Genomic DNA, 18,098 nt, shown 5'->3' with positions numbered 1-18,098 from the left:
CAAAATAATAGGAGAGAATGCAATGACAGAACCATTTATCAAAAATGAACAACTGAATTTTATTAAAAAACAGATCGCCATTATTAAGGATAGTATGAATAAAAGCTTACCTAAAACAGTGTTAGTTGCCGTAATAGAATTAGCTCATGCGAAAGTTTTAGAACTTTTTCCTCAAGCATCAAGTGAACAGCAAGCGTTATTGGATATTTCCAAATGGAAAACAAAGAATGAATACGATCAATACATCGAGGGACTTACTGCATATGTATTGCCATTTCCGAAACTGACGGAACAACAACTAAAAAAATTATTTCCAAAGCAAAAGAAATTAAAATTACCTGATTTAACAACAATCGATCACCATAAACTAACCTATTTAAGCTGGACGGATGGAAAGTCTAATAGAAAATTTATTATTTATGATTTAGAAGGACAATTAGTAGGAATGGAGGGGAAAATGACAGCAACTAATAAAAAAAATATTTGCTCTTTCTGCAATAGCTTTGGAGAAGTTGCTTATTTTTCAACGATTACCAAAGACAAAAAACCCAAAAATGCAGATTATTACAAGGCTATTGGAAATTTTATTTGTACAGATAGCAGCGAATGCAATAGGAATATAGACAATACCGCATATTTGCAAGAATTTTTTCAGACCGCAGAAGGACGGCGCTACTGAGGACATCATCAGTAGAACTGTCCTTTTGCTTGTATTTTAATTACCTGTGCTAAGATTATCAATCCTCTTTCTAATTCATCCAATGTAGCATATGAATAGGATATGCGCAGATGCTGATCATCTGTTTTATCATAAATGATTCCTGGATTGATAAGAATTCCTTCACGAAGTGCTAAATCAAATAGCTTTCGTGTAGAGATGCTTGGCTTTAGTTTTAGCCATATATAGAACCCGCCTTTAGGAGAGAGCCATGTTGCAATATCTGAAAAATATTTCTTTAATAATCCCATTGTAAAATCTCTTCTATACCTGAGCTCAGCTTTTACTTCCTTTAGAAAATCCTCATATAAGCCATGATGCAGCCAGCTTTCTACAACAGACTGAGATAAGGTGCTGGAACCATAATCTGTCTGCATTTTTATATCGGCTAAATGCTCTATGACTGGTTCTGGTCCTACAATCCAACCAATTCTCAGTCCAGGACTTAAGGATTTGGAGATACTGCCAATGTAAAGAACATTTCCTTGCGTATCGATTGCTTTTAAAGGCCTAGGCGGAGGGCTGTCCAGCCATAAATCTCCGTACACATCATCTTCAATAATAGGAATCGATTCTTTTTGGCAAACTGCTATTAAGTCAGCTCGCCTCTTTTCAGACATTAATGTACCTGTTGGATTGTGAAAATTAGGGATGGCATATAGTAATGCTGATTTTTGCTGGGTCTTACTCTTAATTCGTCCAATAGCATCGTACGCTAACCCTTCTTCATCAAGAGGAAGTCCTATTAAGTTCATTCCCGCAGATTGAAATACATGAATAGAATTTAAATAGGAGGGGGCTTCGTGAAAGATAGTAGACCCTCTTTTTAATAGCCCAATAGAAAGTAATTGCAATGCTTGAAGTCCTCCTGAAACGATTAAAATGGATTCAGAGGAAGTTATAATTCCTTTCGTCTTCAAATAGGCACTTACTGTTTGGCGTAAAGCTAAGCTTCCCTTCGGTTCTGTATATCCAAGAGAGAGATTTAATTTTCCGCTAGATTGAAATGTTTGTTCCATGCGTTCTTTAGGTAGCAATTCTGGAGAAAGCTCACCTGTTCCCAACCTAATAATACTTGGATTTGCTTCTGCTTGATTAATTTCTTGGATGATAGAAATGTTTGGTTGATGTATGCCTGATTTTACATAACTAATCCAATCTGGCGGAGGAGTAGATGCAAGCAAGCTCCACGTATTATTTATTACCTTTGTTCCGCTCCCCACCTTTGCTTCAATTAACCCATCAGCAGCTAGTTCCTCTAGGGCTGTTATAATGGTGCTTCGGTTAACTTGGAATTGCTTGGCTAAATTCCGTTGAGAGGGGAGCTTCATACCAATTGTCCATTCTCCATGCGTTATTTTCTTTTTCATAAAGGAAGTTATTTGCTGGTGTAAAGAAACGGTTGAGCTTTTTTGTGGTTTCCATTCAATTTCTGCCATGAGTATACTCCTATCTTTATTTTCTCTTATTTTATCAAAATGGTTGGGTTAATGACCATCCAATTGGATGGAGACAGAACGCCTCTTCTTCGCTATTCTGTAGGAAGAAGAGGGGGAATAAGGATGGAAGCATTATTACATGGAATGATATTGGCATTTGGGTTAATACTACCTTTAGGCGTTCAAAATATATTTTTGTTTAATCAAGGAGCAACACATAAAAAATTCACATATGCGTTACCGGCAATCATAACAGCTAGTATCTGTGACAGTTTACTAATCTATTTAGCTGTTGCTGGTGTCTCTGTGGTGGTATTTACCTTTGCATGGGTAAAAGCATTTTTGTTTTTTATTGGATTCTTTTTCTTAGTATATATGGGATGGGCTATGTGGAAGAGTGCTGCGGAAGTGGGAATTAAACAAGAAAAAATACGGTTTTCTCCACGTCGACAAATTACGTTCGCCGCCTCCGTTTCTTTATTAAATCCACATGCAATTCTGGATACGATTGGAGTCATCGGTACAAGCTCTCTTGCTTATAGTGGTGAAGAAAAAATTATTTTTGCGGTTGCTTGCATGAGTGTTTCATGGATATGGTTTTGTTTTTTAGTTTTGCTAGGTCGAAAGCTTGGGCAAATTGATACCCATGGGATCGTTTTAAAGCGCATGAATCAGCTATCTGCCATAATCATTTGGGGAATGGCACTTTATTTGGGAACAAATCTGTTAACCTTGTAGAGGACCATGGCCACGTCTGTTAATCTATTTGGGCATCCAAAATGACAACCTACCAATATTTCGCTATAATGAAAAGGTTGTAATTACCCTTCAAATGATAAAGGGGGTTTTTTTAGATGATTCAATTGCATAATGTCAGTAAAAGTTATGCGAATTACCAGGTCATTAAGTCTATTAGTTTAGCGATACATAAAGGAGAAATCTTCGGGATTATTGGTGCGAGTGGTGCCGGTAAATCCACGTTACTTCGATTAATGAATTTATTAGAGGTACCTGAAGACGGGGTAGTGGAAGTGGACGGCAAAAAGTTGACTAGCTTGAGCTACAAAGAACTTCGTCAAGCTCGCCAATCCATCGGGATGATTTTTCAGCATTTCAATCTTGTAGCTAATAAGACAGTTTATGAAAATATTTTAGTCTCTTTAGAGTTGGCTAATTATCCAAGGAAAGAACGAAGAAATCGTGTAATAGAGTGTCTACAATTTGTTGGATTGGAAAGCTTTATGGAGAAGTATCCTGCCCAATTAAGCGGTGGACAAAAGCAGCGTGTTGCGATTGCTAGGGCAATTGCGAATAATCCGCAAGTATTATTATGCGATGAACCAACATCTTCTCTTGATCCGAAAACGACAGCTGAAATCTTACATGTATTAGAGGATGTAAATAAACGGCTAGGCGTAACGATTGTAATCGTCAGCCATGAGATGGAAGTAATTAAAAGTATATGCAATCGAGTGACGGTCATTGAAGACGGTGAAATTTATGATACAGTGGCAATTGAACCAAAAGGAATACAGCAAATCAATAATACTTCAAAACGCTTGGTAGAGCAGCTGAAAAAGGATGGTGAGCTAGACCATGCCTGAGATATTGATTCAATATAGAATGGAAATTTGGCAATCAATTGGACAAACCTTTGTAATGGTTGGTATATCTATTTTAGCAGCCATTATAATAGGTCTTCCAGTTGGTACCTTGCTTTTCTTAACTAGAAAGGGCAAAATGTTGGAGAATCCTTTTGTTTTTTCTACGCTGAATTTAATAGTAAATATTATTCGCTCGTTTCCATTTTTATTATTGGTTGTCTTCCTTATTCCGTTTACAAGAATAATTATTGGAACAGCCATTGGAACAGCTGCTGCAACTGTTCCATTATCCATCATAGCAATCGCTCATTATTCTCGTTTAGTGGAGCAATCCCTTTTGGAAGTACCAAAGGGTGTTATAGAGGCAGCCATTTCGATGGGGGCATCTGTAAAGGAAGTCATCTTTAAATTTCTTTATGTAGAAGCTCGTTCAGGCCTTGTATTAGGATTAACAACATCGATTATTAGCTTTATTTCTTATTCGACAATTATGGGAGTTGTCGGGGGCGGAGGTATTGGGGATTTTGCCATTCGCTATGGATATCAGCAGTTTAAAACAGACTTAATGATTTATATGATTATTATAATGGTTGTTTTTGTACAGCTTATACAATTTACTGGTACAGCAGTAGCAAAAGTGATTGATAAAAGGTAATGACAGGAGAAAAAAATGAAAAAAATATTATTTTTAATGATGATAGGTATATTCGTGTTGGCAGCTTGTGGGAAAGAGAATGAGTCAGATAAAAAGGATGCACAGAATACAGAAAAAGAAGAAGTAACATTAAAAGTTGCTTCCTTAATTCCTCCAATGACTGAAATTCTTGAACTTGTAAAGCCAACATTAGCAGAAGAAGGTATCAACCTTGATATGGTTGTATTGAGTGATAACGTGCAACCAAATACTGCTCTTGCAGCTGGAGAAGTAGATGCAAACTTTTTTCAACATGTTCCATATATGGAGGAATTTAACCGTAGTAATGATGCAGAGCTAGTTCCTGTTAAAGAAATCTATTTTGCAAACTATGGTGTGTATTCAAAGGAATATGATTCCATGGATAAAGTACCAGATGGAGCGGTAGTTGCGATTGCAAATGATGTATCCAATATTGACCGTTCCTTAGCATTGCTGGCTCAACATGATGTAATTACATTAAAAGAGAAAACGGGATCTTATTATACAAAAGCAGATATTGTAGAAAATCCGAAAAATTTAAAGTTTGAAGAAGTAGATTTATTAATGCTTGCTAGAATGTATGATGACGCTGAATTAGTTGTAATGACACCAGCTTATGCATCACCGCTTGGCTTAACACCAAAAAGCGATGCATTGCTAACAGAAGGTGTAGAGAATGACTTTGCGATTACGTTAGTAGCTCGTAAGGATAATGCGGATTGGGAACCAATTCAAAAGCTAGCAGAAGCTATGACGAGCCCAGAGGTTCGTAAATTCTTAGAAGAAAATTATGCTGAAACAGCGATCCCTGCCTTTTAATTGCAAGGTTCTTGGAAGCATATTTTATTGATAAATAGCATATCAATGCCTTATCCCAGTTTTTCTTAGGGTAAGGCTTCTTTTGTTTGGACAATTCTTGTTCATTTCTGACTTTTAAAAAAGGAATAACTATCGTATAATAAAAGGAAACTATTTAAAATTTTTTGAAAATAAATGAGGCTTTAACCAGGTAAATGCTTGAGACAGAAAAAATGTATCAGTTTAATCGCGCCAAAAAGGGAACGCTTACATTTTTCTGAAAATCTAAAAGTATAAGGAAGGTTAAAATGAGCAGACAAGAAACGAAAACAGACGTTATTTTAATTGGTGCCGGGATTATGAGTGCAACGTTAGGGATGCTTTTAAAAGAATTAGACCCTAATCTGCAAATTACAGTGTTTGAAAAATTAGCAAGTGCAGGAGAGGAAAGCTCCAATGAATGGAATAATGCGGGAACGGGGCATGCAGCACTATGTGAGCTAAACTACACAGTGGAAAAACCAGATGGCTCAGTAGACATTAAGAAGGCGTTAGAAATCAACGAACAGTTTCAAGTTTCCTTGCAATTTTGGTCTTATCTTGTAAACAATCAAGTACTACATAATCCAGAAGACTTTATTATGCCATTGCCACATATGAGTCTAGTATTAGGGGAAAAGAATGTGGATTTTTTACAAAAGCGTTTTGAGGCAATGGTGAGAAATCCGCTGTTTGAAGGAATGGAATTTTCAAAGGATCCGGAAAAACTGAAAGAGTGGATCCCTCTAATAATGCAAAACCGTGATTATAAGGCGCCGATAGCAGCAACTAAGATGGATTCAGGCACAGATGTGAATTTTGGCGCTTTAACGCGACTGTTGTTTGCCAATTTAGCAAAAAAAGATGTTGGAATTCACTACAAGCATAGTGTGAATGATTTAAAACGAACAGCAGATGGCCATTGGGAAGTGAAGGTGCAAAATCTAGATAGTGGCATCACTGAAACTCATTCTGCCAAGTTCGTCTTTGTCGGCGGCGGTGGAGGTAGTCTACATTTACTGCAGAAATCTGGCATTCCTGAAGGGAAGCATATGGGCGGATTCCCGGTAAGTGGAATATTTTTAGTGTGCAAGAATCCAGATATTGTTGCCAAGCATCATGCAAAAGTATATGGGAAAGCAAAAGTTGGGGCTCCACCAATGTCTGTTCCTCATCTGGATACCCGTTTTATCGACAATAAAAAATCTTTACTATTTGGTCCATTTGCAGGGTTCTCGCCCAAATTTTTAAAAACAGGCTCGATGTTTGACTTAATTTCATCCGTCAAACCAGATAACTTGTTTACCATGTTGGCAGCAGGTGCCAAAAATATGTCTTTAACAAGCTATTTAATTCAGCAGCTCATGTTATCCAAAGAGAAGCGCATAGAAGAGTTACGGGAATTTATTCCGAATGCTAAAGCAGATGATTGGGATCTTATTGTAGCAGGTCAACGTGTGCAGGTAATCAAAGATACAGAGGCTGGGGGCAAAGGAACACTTCAATTTGGTACAGAGGTTGTGACTGCTGCTGATGGTTCGATAGCAGCATTGCTTGGAGCTTCACCTGGAGCTTCTACTGCTGTTCATGTCATGCTTGAAGTTATTCGAAAATGTTTTCCAGAGCAAATACCAGAATGGGAATCAAAATTAAAAGAAATGATTCCATCATATGGAATACCATTAAAGGAAAACCCTAAGCTTCTGCATGAAGTTCATACATTAACTGCACAGACACTTCGTTTAAGTGAGAAAAAACCAATTTATAACTAATAGTTGATTGGAAAGAGAAGCTAGTAATATGGGAGAAAAAAATTTTTTTAAGCACATCCTTTAAAGTCACTATCATTTATTGCTCGGTTGATAATGAAAGAATCCTCTGTTTTACTAATTGTTTGAACTAAATATCATATACAAAAGGACTTTCATCTTAGATGGGAGTTCTTTTTTTTCTGTCTAATAGGTAAATAGACTTCTGGAGCTTATATGTAACAAATCATCTGTGGACATTTCCTAGTTATACTAAAAGAAAATGCATGTAATTTTTACGATATGATTGACAACGCTTTCAAAAAGAGTTAACGTAGTTAATATGACGAACAAACTAACTGATTAAAAAGGACCGCGAAGGAGGAAATTAAGATGAAGATTATCAACCCAGTACTGAAAGGATTCAATCCGGACCCTAGCATTTGCAGAGTTGGCGAAGACTATTATATTGCAGTATCTACTTTCGAATGGTTTCCGGGAGTACAAATTCATCATTCTAAAGATTTAGTTAATTGGGAATTAGTTGCACACCCATTACAAAGAGTATCCCAATTAGATATGAAAGGAAATCCTAACTCTGGTGGTGTGTGGGCACCTTGCTTGAGTTATAGTGACGGAAAGTTTTGGCTTATTTACACAGATGTAAAAGTAATAGATGGTGCTTGGAAGGATTGTCATAACTATTTGGTTACTTCTGAAACGGTTGATGGTGATTGGGGAGAGCCAGTAAAATTAAATAGTTCTGGATTTGATGCCTCCTTGTTCCATGATACGGATGGAAAGAAGTATTTGTTAAATATGCTTTGGGACCAACGAATAGATCGTCATCCATTTGGTGGAATTGTGATGCAGGAATATTGCACAGAGCAGAAAAAGTTAATCAATAAACCTCAAAATATCTTTAAAGGTACGGATATTAAATTGACAGAAGCACCGCATCTTTATCATATTGGCGAATATTATTATTTGTTAACTGCAGAAGGTGGAACGGAGTATGAGCATGCAGCAACGATTGCGCGTTCCAAAAACATAGAGGGTCCGTATGAGGTTCATCCAAATAATCCAATTTTAACATCTTGGCACGACCCTAGAAATCCATTGCAAAAATGTGGACATGCGTCTATTATCCAAACACATACAGATGAATGGTATTTAGCCCATTTAACGGGTCGCCCTATTCATCCAGATGATGCGTCAATTATTCAACAAAGAGGATACTGTCCTTTAGGCAGAGAAACAGCTATTCAAAAGCTTGAATGGAGAGATGCCTGGCCATATGTTGTAGGTGGAAAAGAAGGAAGCTTGGAGGTAGAAGCACCAAAGATTCCTGAAACCAAGTTTCCTTCCACCTATCCAGTATTGGATGAATTTACTCAAGATAAGCTAAATATAAATTTTCAAACATTACGTATTCCATTTACAGAACAATTAGGTTCCTTAACGGAAAGACCTAATCATTTACGCTTATTTGGTCAGGAATCATTAACATCCACTTTTACACAGTCTTTTGTAGCTAGACGCTGGCAAAGTCTTCAATTTGAGGCAGAAACAGCAGTAGCTTTTACACCGGAAAATATACAACAGGCTGCCGGATTAGTAAATTACTACAACACAGAAAATTGGACAGCATTACAAATAACATACGATGAAAATCTTGGTCGCATCCTTGATTTAACGGTTTGTGATAACTTCTCGTTCTCCCAGCCACTAAAGGAGAAAATTATTGTCCCAAGTGAAGCGGAATATGTATATTTAAGCGTAACTGTCGAGAATGAAATCTACTACTATTCGTATTCCTTTAATAAAGAAGAATGGCATAAAATAGATATTAATTTTGAATCTAAGAAATTATCGGATGATTATATTCGCGGAGGAGGCTTCTTCACAGGAGCATTTGTAGGAATGCAATGTCAAGATACAAGCGGCCAAAACATACCAGCAGACTTTAAGTATTTCCGTTATGATGAAAAAGAGTAAAGCTGCAAGTCTGAGACAAATCAAAATATATAACGGGAAAGGTGAAAAATCTTTCAAATAGCTATTTAATTTCACTAATTTTCTTTCTTGAAATTATAAAACTCGAACAATTATACGGAATTTTTATGAGCATTTCCGTATAAATTGTTTGGGTTTTTTATTTGGTTGGAATACCTATGGACCAGCTTTTTAAATTCTTCTTGAAAGCTCCCTTTTTAGCATGGCGGAAATTTAGACACAAGGATGAATGAAAGTGCTAACATTTAATTTCCTCCTTTAGACGGAAAAACAATATGTTAAGTTGTAAGAGTTTTCATTGTAAGATAAAAGTGTAGTAAATATTAAATAATTCCATTAACAATAAATCATGTTGGAGGTCATTAAAATGAAAAGAATTCTATTAGCTTGTTCATCAGGTATGTCTACAAGTTTACTAGTATCTAAAATGAAAGATGCTGCAAAAGAGAAAGGAATTGAAGCAGAAATTTGGGCTGTTGCTCAAGATAAAGCGCAAACAGATATGGAACGTGCAGATGTACTTTTAATTGGTCCACAAATGCGCTTTTTGAAAAAGAAGCTTGCTGTTGCGGCTGAAACAGTTGGTATTCCATTAGATGTTATTGATCCGGTTGCTTATGGACGTATCGACGGATTAGCAGTATTAAATAAAGCATTAGAATTAATCGAAAATAATAAGTAATCATTTATTTTAAAAATGAAAACACTTACTAATTTAAGGAAGAGAGGATAAACCTTATGAATAAATTTATGGAGGTTTTGGAAAATATTCTGTTGCCAATTGCTGAAAAATTGAATAACAATCGTTATTTAGCAGCGTTACGTGATGGTTTTATGGTTGCCTTGCCGCTAATCATTTTTGGTTCAATTTTTGTTGTAATTGCGAACTTTCCTTTCCTAGATAAATGGATTAGCCCAGAAGCATATACAGCTTACCAAAATGCGTTAGGTCCGGCATCTGCTGCAACTTTAAGTATAATGGGGCTATTTGTAATAATGGGTATAGGATATAAATTGACCCAACATTATGGGCTTGAAGCGATTTATGGTGCAGTAGTGGGGGTAGCATCATTTCTTATCTTAAACCCACAAGAATTAGGGGAAGTAACAGGCGTTATCCCGACTGCTATTCTTGGTGCACAAGGGATGTTCTTAGGAATTTTCACTGCATTTCTTTCTGCAGAGCTATATCGCTTCTTTGTGAAGAAAAACTGGACGATAAAAATGCCTCCTGGTGTTCCAGATTCTGTATCTCGATCATTTAGTGCATTGATTCCGATTACATTAACATTGACAATCTTTTTAATCATTCGTATTCTATTTAGCTTTACACCGTTTGATACAGTACAGAACTTTATTTATACCATTATTCAAGAGCCATTAACTGCTTTAGGTAGTAGTCTGCCAGCAACAATCGTAGTTGTACTATTAATTCAATTATTCTGGTTCTTCGGTTTACATGGTCAGATTATTATGAACTCTGTCCTAGATCCAATTTGGTATGCATTGAATGATCAAAACTTCAGTGCCTTCCAAGCAGGAACAGAGCTTCCAAACGTTGTTACAAAGCAATTTATGGACACGTTCTTAGTTGGTATGGGTGGTACAGGAATGACATTAGGTGTTGTTATCCTTATCTTCTTAATCGGTAAGAGCAGACAAACAAAAGAACTTGGTAAACTAGGTGGTCCAGCAGGGATATTTAACGTAAATGAACCAATTATCTTTGGATTACCAATCATTATGAATCCATTAGTTCTTATTCCTTGGCTATTAGCGCCAGTAGTTGTAACGGTAATTACTTATCTTACAATGTCAGCTGGTATTGTTCCAAAACCTGCAGGAATCATTGTTCCGTGGACAACACCAATTGGTATTAGTGGATTTTTAGCAACAGGTAATGACTGGAGAGGTGCAGCACTTCAAATCTTTAACTTACTTGTTGTAATGGCGATTTGGTGGCCATTCCTAAAAGTATTAGATAAAAATTATTATGAAACAGAAAAACAAGGATAATAAAAGTATAAAATAGAAATTTAAATTTAAGGAAAGGGGTTTTACCTTCGTTAAGTATAAGTGTAAACCCCCTTTGGTATTCGAGAATGGAGTGACAGGGATGGAAACAGATAACAAGATGACAGAAATAGCTTTTCAAATTATTCTTTTTGCTGGAAATGGTCGTTCATGTGCGATGGAAGCAATACAAGAAGCAAAAGAGGGGAATTTTGACGAGGCGGATCGGTTAATAGAAGAGTCAAGTGCAGAACTTGGAAAAGCGCATGGTTTTCAAACGAAATTACTCCAAGAAGAGGCGAGTGGAAATGGAGCAGGTGTGAACGTAATTTTAGTTCACTCTCAAGATCATTTAATGACTGCTATTACTGTTCGCGATTTAGCTACTGAGATAATAGAAATCTATCGTAATAAATAAGTTGGGGGTTTCAAAAAATGACTGTTCAATACAAATTTCCTGAAGGTTTTTGGTGGGGAAGTGCCACATCTGCAACGCAAATTGAAGGTGCAGCAAATGAAGCAGGAAAAGGAAAAAACATTTGGGATCATTGGTATGAGGCAGAGCCAAATCGCTTTTTTGATAATGTAGGACCTGGAAATACTTCTAATTTTTATTATCAATATAAAGAAGATATTCAATTGATGAAGGAAATTGGACATAATTCGTTCCGCCTATCTATTTCGTGGTCTAGATTAATTCCAAACGGACGGGGAGAAGTTAATCCAGAAGCAGTGAGCTTTTATAATAATGTAATTGATGAGCTTCTAGCTAATGGAATTGAGCCATTCGTTACCCTGTATCATTTCGATATGCCATTAGAAATGCAGAATATCGGTGGCTGGGAGAATCGTGAAGTAGTGGATGCATACCAAGCATATGCTTTGCAAGCTTTCCAACTATTTGGTGATCGTGTGAAAAAATGGTTTACATTCAATGAGCCGATTGTTCCTGTTGAAGGTGGATACTTGTACGATTTTCACTATCCGAATATTGTCGACTTTAAAAAGGCAGCACAAGTTGCTTATCATACAGTTTTAGCACATGCAAAAGCTGTCCAAGCTTTCAGGGGTTGGAATAAAGACGAAGACACGAAAATTGGGATTGTCTTAAATTTAACTCCATCTTATCCAAGAAGCCAAAATCCGTACGACTTAAAAGCGGCAAATATTTGTGATTTATTCTTTAATAGAAGCTTCTTAGGTCCTGCTGTTCTCGGCGAGTATCCAGAGGAATTGGTAGAAATACTACGTGAACATGGACAAATGCCACATGTAGAACAAGGCGACTTAGAAATAATAAAGGAAAATACAGTGGATATCCTTGGTGTTAACTATTATCAGCCACGCAGAGTAAAAGCAAAAGAGCATTTACCTAATCCATATAGTCCTTTTATGCCAGAATGGTTCTTTGATCCATATGAGATGCCAGGCAGAAAGATGAACCCTTATCGTGGCTGGGAAATTTACGAAAAAGGAATTTACGATATCATGGTGAATTTAAAGGAAAACTACGGAAATGTAGAGTCCTTTATTTCTGAAAATGGCATGGGAGTTCAAGACGAAGAGCGTTTCTTGAAAGACGGACAAATTCAAGACGACTATCGAATTGAATTCATTGAAGGCCATTTACAATGGTTGCATAAATCCTTAGAAGAAGGCTGCAATGTAAAAGGATATCATCTATGGACATTCATGGATAATTGGTCTTGGTCTAATGCCTATAAAAATCGCTATGGTTTTATTTCAGTAGACATAAAGACACAACAAAGAACGCCAAAGAAAAGTGCCCACTGGTTTAAAAATGTAGCAAAAAATAATGGGTTTTAAAGAATTTTCTTATCCATCACATAATGGACAAAAGATCTCGTCTATTGCTAATGAGAACTCGAGGGATTGGTTGGGAGTTCCATTGTTTGAATGGCGCAACTAACTAACCATCAGTTCGTGTCAGCCTAACTGATGGAAGGTTCACTTTATCATTTCTGATAAAATATTTTCAAGATATAAAGGATAGGTTCTGATCAAGGATTAAGATCAGAACCTTTTTGAGTAAGAATGTTTTTTGAATAGAATAATACCTCAAAAATTATTGAGCGACCAAGCTCCTATGAAATAACAAGCAACTTACCTTGTTATAATAGCTGGAAGGAATTATATTTATATAGTATTAATGTAAATTTATAAAGGAAGGAGACTTTATTTTGTTAAGCTCCCGAATGAAACAAGTTTTACGTGAATTATTGGCAGCGGATACACCTGTTACAGGCGAATATTTAGCTACTGTTAATCATGTTACTGCTCGAACAACGAGAGAAGATATTAAAAATTTAGATGCGCTATTAAACAATCATGGTGCCAAAATAATCTCTGTTATATCCAAAGGCTATACATTAGAAATTTGGGATAAGCCTGTCTTCCAACAATACTTACATTCAATCTTTGTAGAAAACACTCTGTCTCATGTTAGTATTCCTAAAACACCTGAGGATAGGGTTACCTATATTATTATCCGTTTTTTATTAAATGACCATTATCTTAAATTGGATGATCTTGCAGATGAATTATTTGTAAGTAAGTCTACGATTCAACAAGATATTAAAAATGTGAAAGAGATTCTGCAAAAATATGACATTACACTTGAGGCAAGACCAAATTATGGACTTAAGGCAGTAGGGGATGAAATAAAGGTTCGTTTTTGTTTATCAGAATATGTACTTGATCGAAAAAAACAGTCAACCAATACAATTGACAGCCCGCTTCCTTCCATTTTTGACGACGAGAATATGGAAGCTATTCAAGAAATTATTTTAAGACAAATAAAGAAGTACCAAATAACCCTTTCTGATATTGCTATAAATAATTTATTCATTCACATTGTCATTGCTCGAAAACGAATTATTAGTGGTCATTATGTGGCGATATTCCATGCAGATATGGATGAGATTGAACAACAAAGGGAATATCATGTGGCAAATGAAATTGCAAAAGAAGTAGAGGAACTATATCAAATTAAGTTTCCGCAAGCAGAAATAGCCTATATTGCCATGCACTTACTTGGAACAAAGCTAGTTACCCAGAAAAAAGGTCATATTGATCATGTGATTGAGGATGATATTCTTCAGCTAGTTGATTTTGTCTTGGCAAAGATGGAAGAAAAACTCGATTTAGGGATTTCGAAGGATGAAGAGCTTATCTTTGGCATGAGCATGCATTTGAAGCCAGCTGTTAATCGAATCAAGTATGGCATGAATATTAGAAATCCGATGTTGCAAGAGATTAAGAACAATTATCCACTTGCTTATGAGGCGGGAATTATTGCAGGACTGGCAATTAAAGAGTATACAGAAATTGAAATGGATGAGAATGAGATTGGCTATTTAGCTTTGCATATCGGTGCGGCAATGGAAAGAAAAAAATTACATTCAGGTCCAAAGCGCTGTCTTGTAGTTTGTGCTTCTGGCTTAGGAACAGCACAGTTAATTTATTACCGATTAAAATCTTATTTTGGAAGCAACTTAGAAGTGATTGGGACAACCGAATATTATATGCTTGATCAATATAATTTAAATGAGATTGATTTTATTGTAAGCTCCATTCCAATCAAGGAAAGCTTTGCTGTACCTGTGATAGAGGTAAATGCGATTCTAAAGGAAAGTGATTTAAAAGCAATTGAAAAATTTATTTTAACGCAAAGTAATCATCAGCCAATGGAATCATTTTTCCTTCAAGATCTTGTTTTCTTTAAGCAAGCATTGCATACAAAAGAGGAAGTATTAGCCTTTTTACATGGACAATTAATGGAGCAGGGTTTTGTGGGGAAAGCCTTTTTAGAAGCAGTATATGAACGGGAAAAAGTGGCCCCAACCTCTTATGGAAATTTGGTTGCAATCCCACATCCAATTACTCCGCAGACAGAAAAAACATTTTTATGTGTTTGCACGTTAGATAAGCCCATTGACTGGAATAACAATCCGGTGCAAATTGTCTTCTTACTATGTGTGAAAAGAAATAGCCAGGAAGACTTGCAAGAAATGTATGATGTCCTTGGGAAATTTATCGAGGATCATTCGAGCGTTCATAAAATATTAAAAGCAAGCTCTTATGAGGAATTTTTACGAATAATGAAAGAAGCATAAATAAGAGGAAGTATGCACTTAAAAAATAGTTTAAAAAAAGTGGGAATCTACCTTTTCGGTAATATTCCCACTTTTTAAATAGCTTTTTTCTTATTCTGCTACGTCAGCCCACTTATACTCATAAGTTGCTCCAAATGGATTTACGAATACGTTTTGAACTTTTGGTGAAATTAGTTGTGCTCTAGATGCTTGGTAAACAGGTGCAATTGGTGCATCTTCAAATAATAATTTCTCTGCTTTTAGGAAATTTTCATAACGAGCAACATTATCTGTTGCATATTTTGTTGCAGTATCGCTAACTAACTGATCATATTCTTTATTGGAATATCCAGTTTTATTGTTTCCTCCGTCTGTAATCCACAGGTTCATGAATGTATATGGATCAAGGAAGTCTGGACCCCATCTAGAAAGTTGAAGCTCATATTGCATATTAGTATCTAAGTCAAGTCGTTGCTCTTTTGGAACTTGTTTGATGTTAACTGTTAGTCCTTCTAAGTTTGTTGATAGCTGATTAGCAACATATTGGATTAATGTTTTTGTTGTCGCATCATCATCTGCTAAAAACTCAAGCTCTACTTTATCAGTACCTAACTCTTCTAAACCTTTTGCCCAGTATTCTTTAGCTGCTTCTAAATCATAGGATACAAGATCGCCGCTAACTTCACGGAAGTCTTCTCCAGTTTCTGGCATTGGAGTGAAGTCTGTTGGAACAAGTCCATCCGCTACGATAGAACCGTTATTTAAGATTTCGTTAACTAAAGCCTCTTTGTCAAATGCGCGGCTAATAGCTAGACGAATATTTTGGTTTGCTAAAGCCTCAGATGTTGTTTGGTTAAATTTAAGGAAGTAGACAAATGTATCTGCTGAAACCACATAATTCTCATCTGTTGAATATTGGTCAACTAAATCAGATGTAAGATCCATACGGTCAACAGATCCCTTTTCATATAAGTTAAGTGCTGTTTGTGGATCTTTTACTACTTCAAATGTTAATTTATCCATTTGAACTGTGCTTGCATCCCAATAATTATCGTTCTTTGCAAGTACCCATGAATTACTTGTGCTATCCCAATCGGACATTGTGTAAGGTCCGTTTGCTAATAGGCTTTCAGAACTTGTTGCAAAGCTATCCCCTTTTTCCTCCACAAACTTTTGATTAAGTGGTAAGAATGTGCCGAATGTAGTTAATGTTTCAAAATAAGGAGTTGGGTTTTCTAATTCTACAACAAGTGTATAATCTCCATCAGCTTTTACTCCTAGTTGGTCAACAGCAAGTTCACCACTGCTGATAGCAGAAGCATTTTTGATTACGCCATTCATCATATATGGACCATATTCTGATCCAGTATCAGGATTGACAGCACGTTGCCATGCGTAAACAAAGTCATTTGCTGTAACTGGCTCTCCATTTGACCACTTAGCATCTTCTCTTAATGTAAAAGTCCAAGTTAAACCATCTTCACTAACGGAATGCTTTGTAGCAATACCAGGTGATGGTTGTGTATCTTTATCTAAGCGGTAAAGACCTTCCATAGTAGCTCCTAAATAGATAAATGAAGATTCATCTGTAGCTAAAGATGGATCCATTGATGGAATGGCCTCAGGATTTAAAAAGTTAAGGACCTTTTCGCCGGAATTTTTTTCATTGTCGTCTGCATCTGTAGAAACGTTGGTATTATCACCAGAGCATGCTGCTAATACACTTAGCACAAATGCGAAAGTGAGAAGTAATAACCAATTTTTTCGCTTCATGAAGTATTCCCCCTGTTATTTATGTTTGTTAATTCTGAATATTGTATATGTAAAGAACATTCAAAACTATAAAAATGATTATACCTATTAATTAGTCAATTTGTAAAGTATTGTTGGATAATTATTGAAGAGATTAATATATTTGGGGATGATTTCTTTGTTTTTATTGCATAGTGTGTTTTTTTATTTAGAAAAAAATAAGATACTAGAAAATATGGTATGATAGAATTGGAAAATAGTTTGTAAACTATTCAAAATGTGTAAATCTATGAGCGAATTGATAGGGAGGAAATAAGAATTAATGGAATGGAAGAATTTATATAGAGGCTTTATTATGGGAATTAGTGATTTAATACCTGGTGTGAGTGGTGGAACAATTGCCGTCATTTTGGGTATTTATGATCGTTTGCTAGATGCCATCAGTGGTTTTTTTAGTAAACGCTGGAAAGAGCAATTAGGTTTTTTAATACCGTTAGCGGTCGGAATGGGTACTGCTCTTTTATTGTTAAGCAGATTGATTGAATTTTTATTGGAAAATTATCATGAGCCCACACAATTCTTTTTTATTGGATTAATCATTGGTGTCATTCCACTTATGCTTAAGCAGGCACAGCCGAAAAAAAACTTTGGTTCCCGACATTATATTATTCTAGCATTAGCGGCTATTCTAATTGCTTCAATGGCTTTTTTAAACCCAGAAAAGACTACCGAACCAATAACCTCTTTATCTTTATTATCGGTCATTGGGTTATTTTTCTCTGGCTGGCTTGCCAGTATGGCAATGTTGCTTCCTGGAATTAGTGGCTCGTTTATTTTACTGCTGCTTGGTGTATATTCAACAGCCATTAATGCATTATCTACATTAAATATCCCAGTAATCTTGGTTATTGGACTTGGTGCAGTAGTTGGATTTATTGGAAGTAGTAAAGGGATTAAATATTCACTATCCCATTTTCCGCATATCACTTATGCAATCATTATAGGGCTAATTCTTGGCTCCCTTTTCGTTGTTTTTCCAGGAATGGTTACAGGAATAACAACCCTTATATTCTGCTTGATTACTTTTATATTAGGCCTTAGTGTAACAATGCTTTTTGGTTCGGAAAAAAAGCTTATTAAAGGAAAATCTGATAAATAATAACAGATTAACGTTTATAGG

General features: G+C 36.0%; 15 protein-coding genes. 13 read left to right on the top strand and 2 right to left on the bottom strand.

All coding sequences use genetic code 11. From position 1 onward, the window contains the following. Positions 1 to 22: 22 nt before the first annotated feature. Complete coding sequence (locus QQZ16_RS15885) at positions 23 to 679, top strand: FusB/FusC family EF-G-binding protein (protein ID WP_031535473.1); 657 nt, start codon at positions 23 to 25, stop codon at positions 677 to 679. 8 nt (positions 680 to 687) lie between these two features. Here QQZ16_RS15885 and QQZ16_RS15880 read toward each other — a convergent pair whose 3' ends face one another. After that, positions 688 to 2,157, bottom strand: coding sequence for an aminotransferase-like domain-containing protein (locus QQZ16_RS15880; RefSeq protein WP_235250846.1), 1,470 nt, complete (start codon positions 2,155 to 2,157; stop codon positions 688 to 690). 123 nt (positions 2,158 to 2,280) lie between these two features. Here QQZ16_RS15880 and QQZ16_RS15875 point away from each other — a divergent pair, with 123 nt between their 5' ends. The 11 genes from QQZ16_RS15875 (at position 2,281) to QQZ16_RS15825 (ending at position 15,187) form a co-directional block, all read left to right on the top strand. Next, positions 2,281 to 2,895: a LysE/ArgO family amino acid transporter gene (locus tag QQZ16_RS15875; protein ID WP_048718628.1), complete on the top strand. Its 615-nt coding sequence runs from the start codon at positions 2,281 to 2,283 to the stop codon at positions 2,893 to 2,895. Positions 2,896 to 3,011: 116 nt separating this feature from the next. Further along, positions 3,012 to 3,761, top strand: a complete 750-nt coding sequence (locus QQZ16_RS15870; protein WP_235250847.1) for a methionine ABC transporter ATP-binding protein — start codon at positions 3,012 to 3,014, stop codon at positions 3,759 to 3,761. Then, positions 3,754 to 4,416 (top strand): methionine ABC transporter permease, encoded by a 663-nt coding sequence (locus QQZ16_RS15865; RefSeq protein WP_235250848.1) that lies wholly within the window; start codon positions 3,754 to 3,756, stop codon positions 4,414 to 4,416. Before QQZ16_RS15870 ends, QQZ16_RS15865 begins: the two co-directional genes overlap by 8 nt. A gap of 15 nt (positions 4,417 to 4,431) precedes the next feature. Further along, positions 4,432 to 5,256 (top strand): MetQ/NlpA family ABC transporter substrate-binding protein, encoded by an 825-nt coding sequence (locus QQZ16_RS15860; RefSeq protein WP_235250853.1) that lies wholly within the window; start codon positions 4,432 to 4,434, stop codon positions 5,254 to 5,256. A 287-nt stretch (positions 5,257 to 5,543) separates the two neighbouring features. Next, positions 5,544 to 7,046 (top strand): malate:quinone oxidoreductase, encoded by a 1,503-nt coding sequence (locus QQZ16_RS15855; protein ID WP_235250869.1) that lies wholly within the window; start codon positions 5,544 to 5,546, stop codon positions 7,044 to 7,046. A gap of 369 nt (positions 7,047 to 7,415) precedes the next feature. Then, complete coding sequence (gene xynB, locus QQZ16_RS15850) at positions 7,416 to 9,020, top strand: xylan 1,4-beta-xylosidase (protein WP_235250877.1); 1,605 nt, start codon at positions 7,416 to 7,418, stop codon at positions 9,018 to 9,020. Positions 9,021 to 9,405: 385 nt separating this feature from the next. Then, the gene (locus tag QQZ16_RS15845; protein ID WP_031535456.1) at positions 9,406 to 9,720 is read left to right on the top strand and encodes a PTS sugar transporter subunit IIB; all 315 of its coding nucleotides are present in this window, start codon (positions 9,406 to 9,408) and stop codon (positions 9,718 to 9,720) included. Positions 9,721 to 9,776: 56 nt separating this feature from the next. Continuing rightward, complete coding sequence (gene celB / locus QQZ16_RS15840) at positions 9,777 to 11,054, top strand: PTS cellobiose transporter subunit IIC (RefSeq protein ID WP_235250887.1); 1,278 nt, start codon at positions 9,777 to 9,779, stop codon at positions 11,052 to 11,054. Between the two features lie 100 nt (positions 11,055 to 11,154). After that, positions 11,155 to 11,469, top strand: a complete 315-nt coding sequence (locus QQZ16_RS15835; protein ID WP_035416035.1) for a PTS lactose/cellobiose transporter subunit IIA — start codon at positions 11,155 to 11,157, stop codon at positions 11,467 to 11,469. Positions 11,470 to 11,486: 17 nt separating this feature from the next. Then, complete coding sequence (locus QQZ16_RS15830) at positions 11,487 to 12,878, top strand: glycoside hydrolase family 1 protein (protein ID WP_284561520.1); 1,392 nt, start codon at positions 11,487 to 11,489, stop codon at positions 12,876 to 12,878. Between the two features lie 389 nt (positions 12,879 to 13,267). Further along, entirely contained in the window at positions 13,268 to 15,187 is a 1,920-nt protein-coding gene (locus QQZ16_RS15825; RefSeq protein WP_284561519.1) for a BglG family transcription antiterminator, read from the top strand. Positions 15,188 to 15,277: 90 nt separating this feature from the next. On the opposite strand, the gene QQZ16_RS15820 is transcribed toward QQZ16_RS15825, so the two are convergent. Next, on the bottom strand, positions 15,278 to 16,939 hold the full coding sequence (locus QQZ16_RS15820; protein ID WP_109768069.1) for a peptide ABC transporter substrate-binding protein: 1,662 nt from the start codon (positions 16,937 to 16,939) through the stop codon (positions 15,278 to 15,280). 301 nt (positions 16,940 to 17,240) lie between these two features. Between QQZ16_RS15820 and QQZ16_RS15815 the strand changes: the two genes are divergently transcribed. After that, positions 17,241 to 18,077 carry a DUF368 domain-containing protein gene (locus QQZ16_RS15815; protein WP_048718642.1) on the top strand — a complete coding sequence of 279 codons (837 nt, stop codon included), beginning with the start codon at positions 17,241 to 17,243 and terminating at the stop codon, positions 18,075 to 18,077. Positions 18,078 to 18,098 lie beyond the last annotated feature (21 nt).

It is taken from the genome of Bacillus sp. T2.9-1 (assembly GCF_950097965.1).
In the GTDB taxonomy this organism is placed as follows: domain Bacteria; phylum Bacillota; class Bacilli; order Bacillales; family Cytobacillaceae; genus Niallia; species Niallia hominis.
This window is presented reverse-complemented; position numbering and strand designations above follow the sequence as displayed.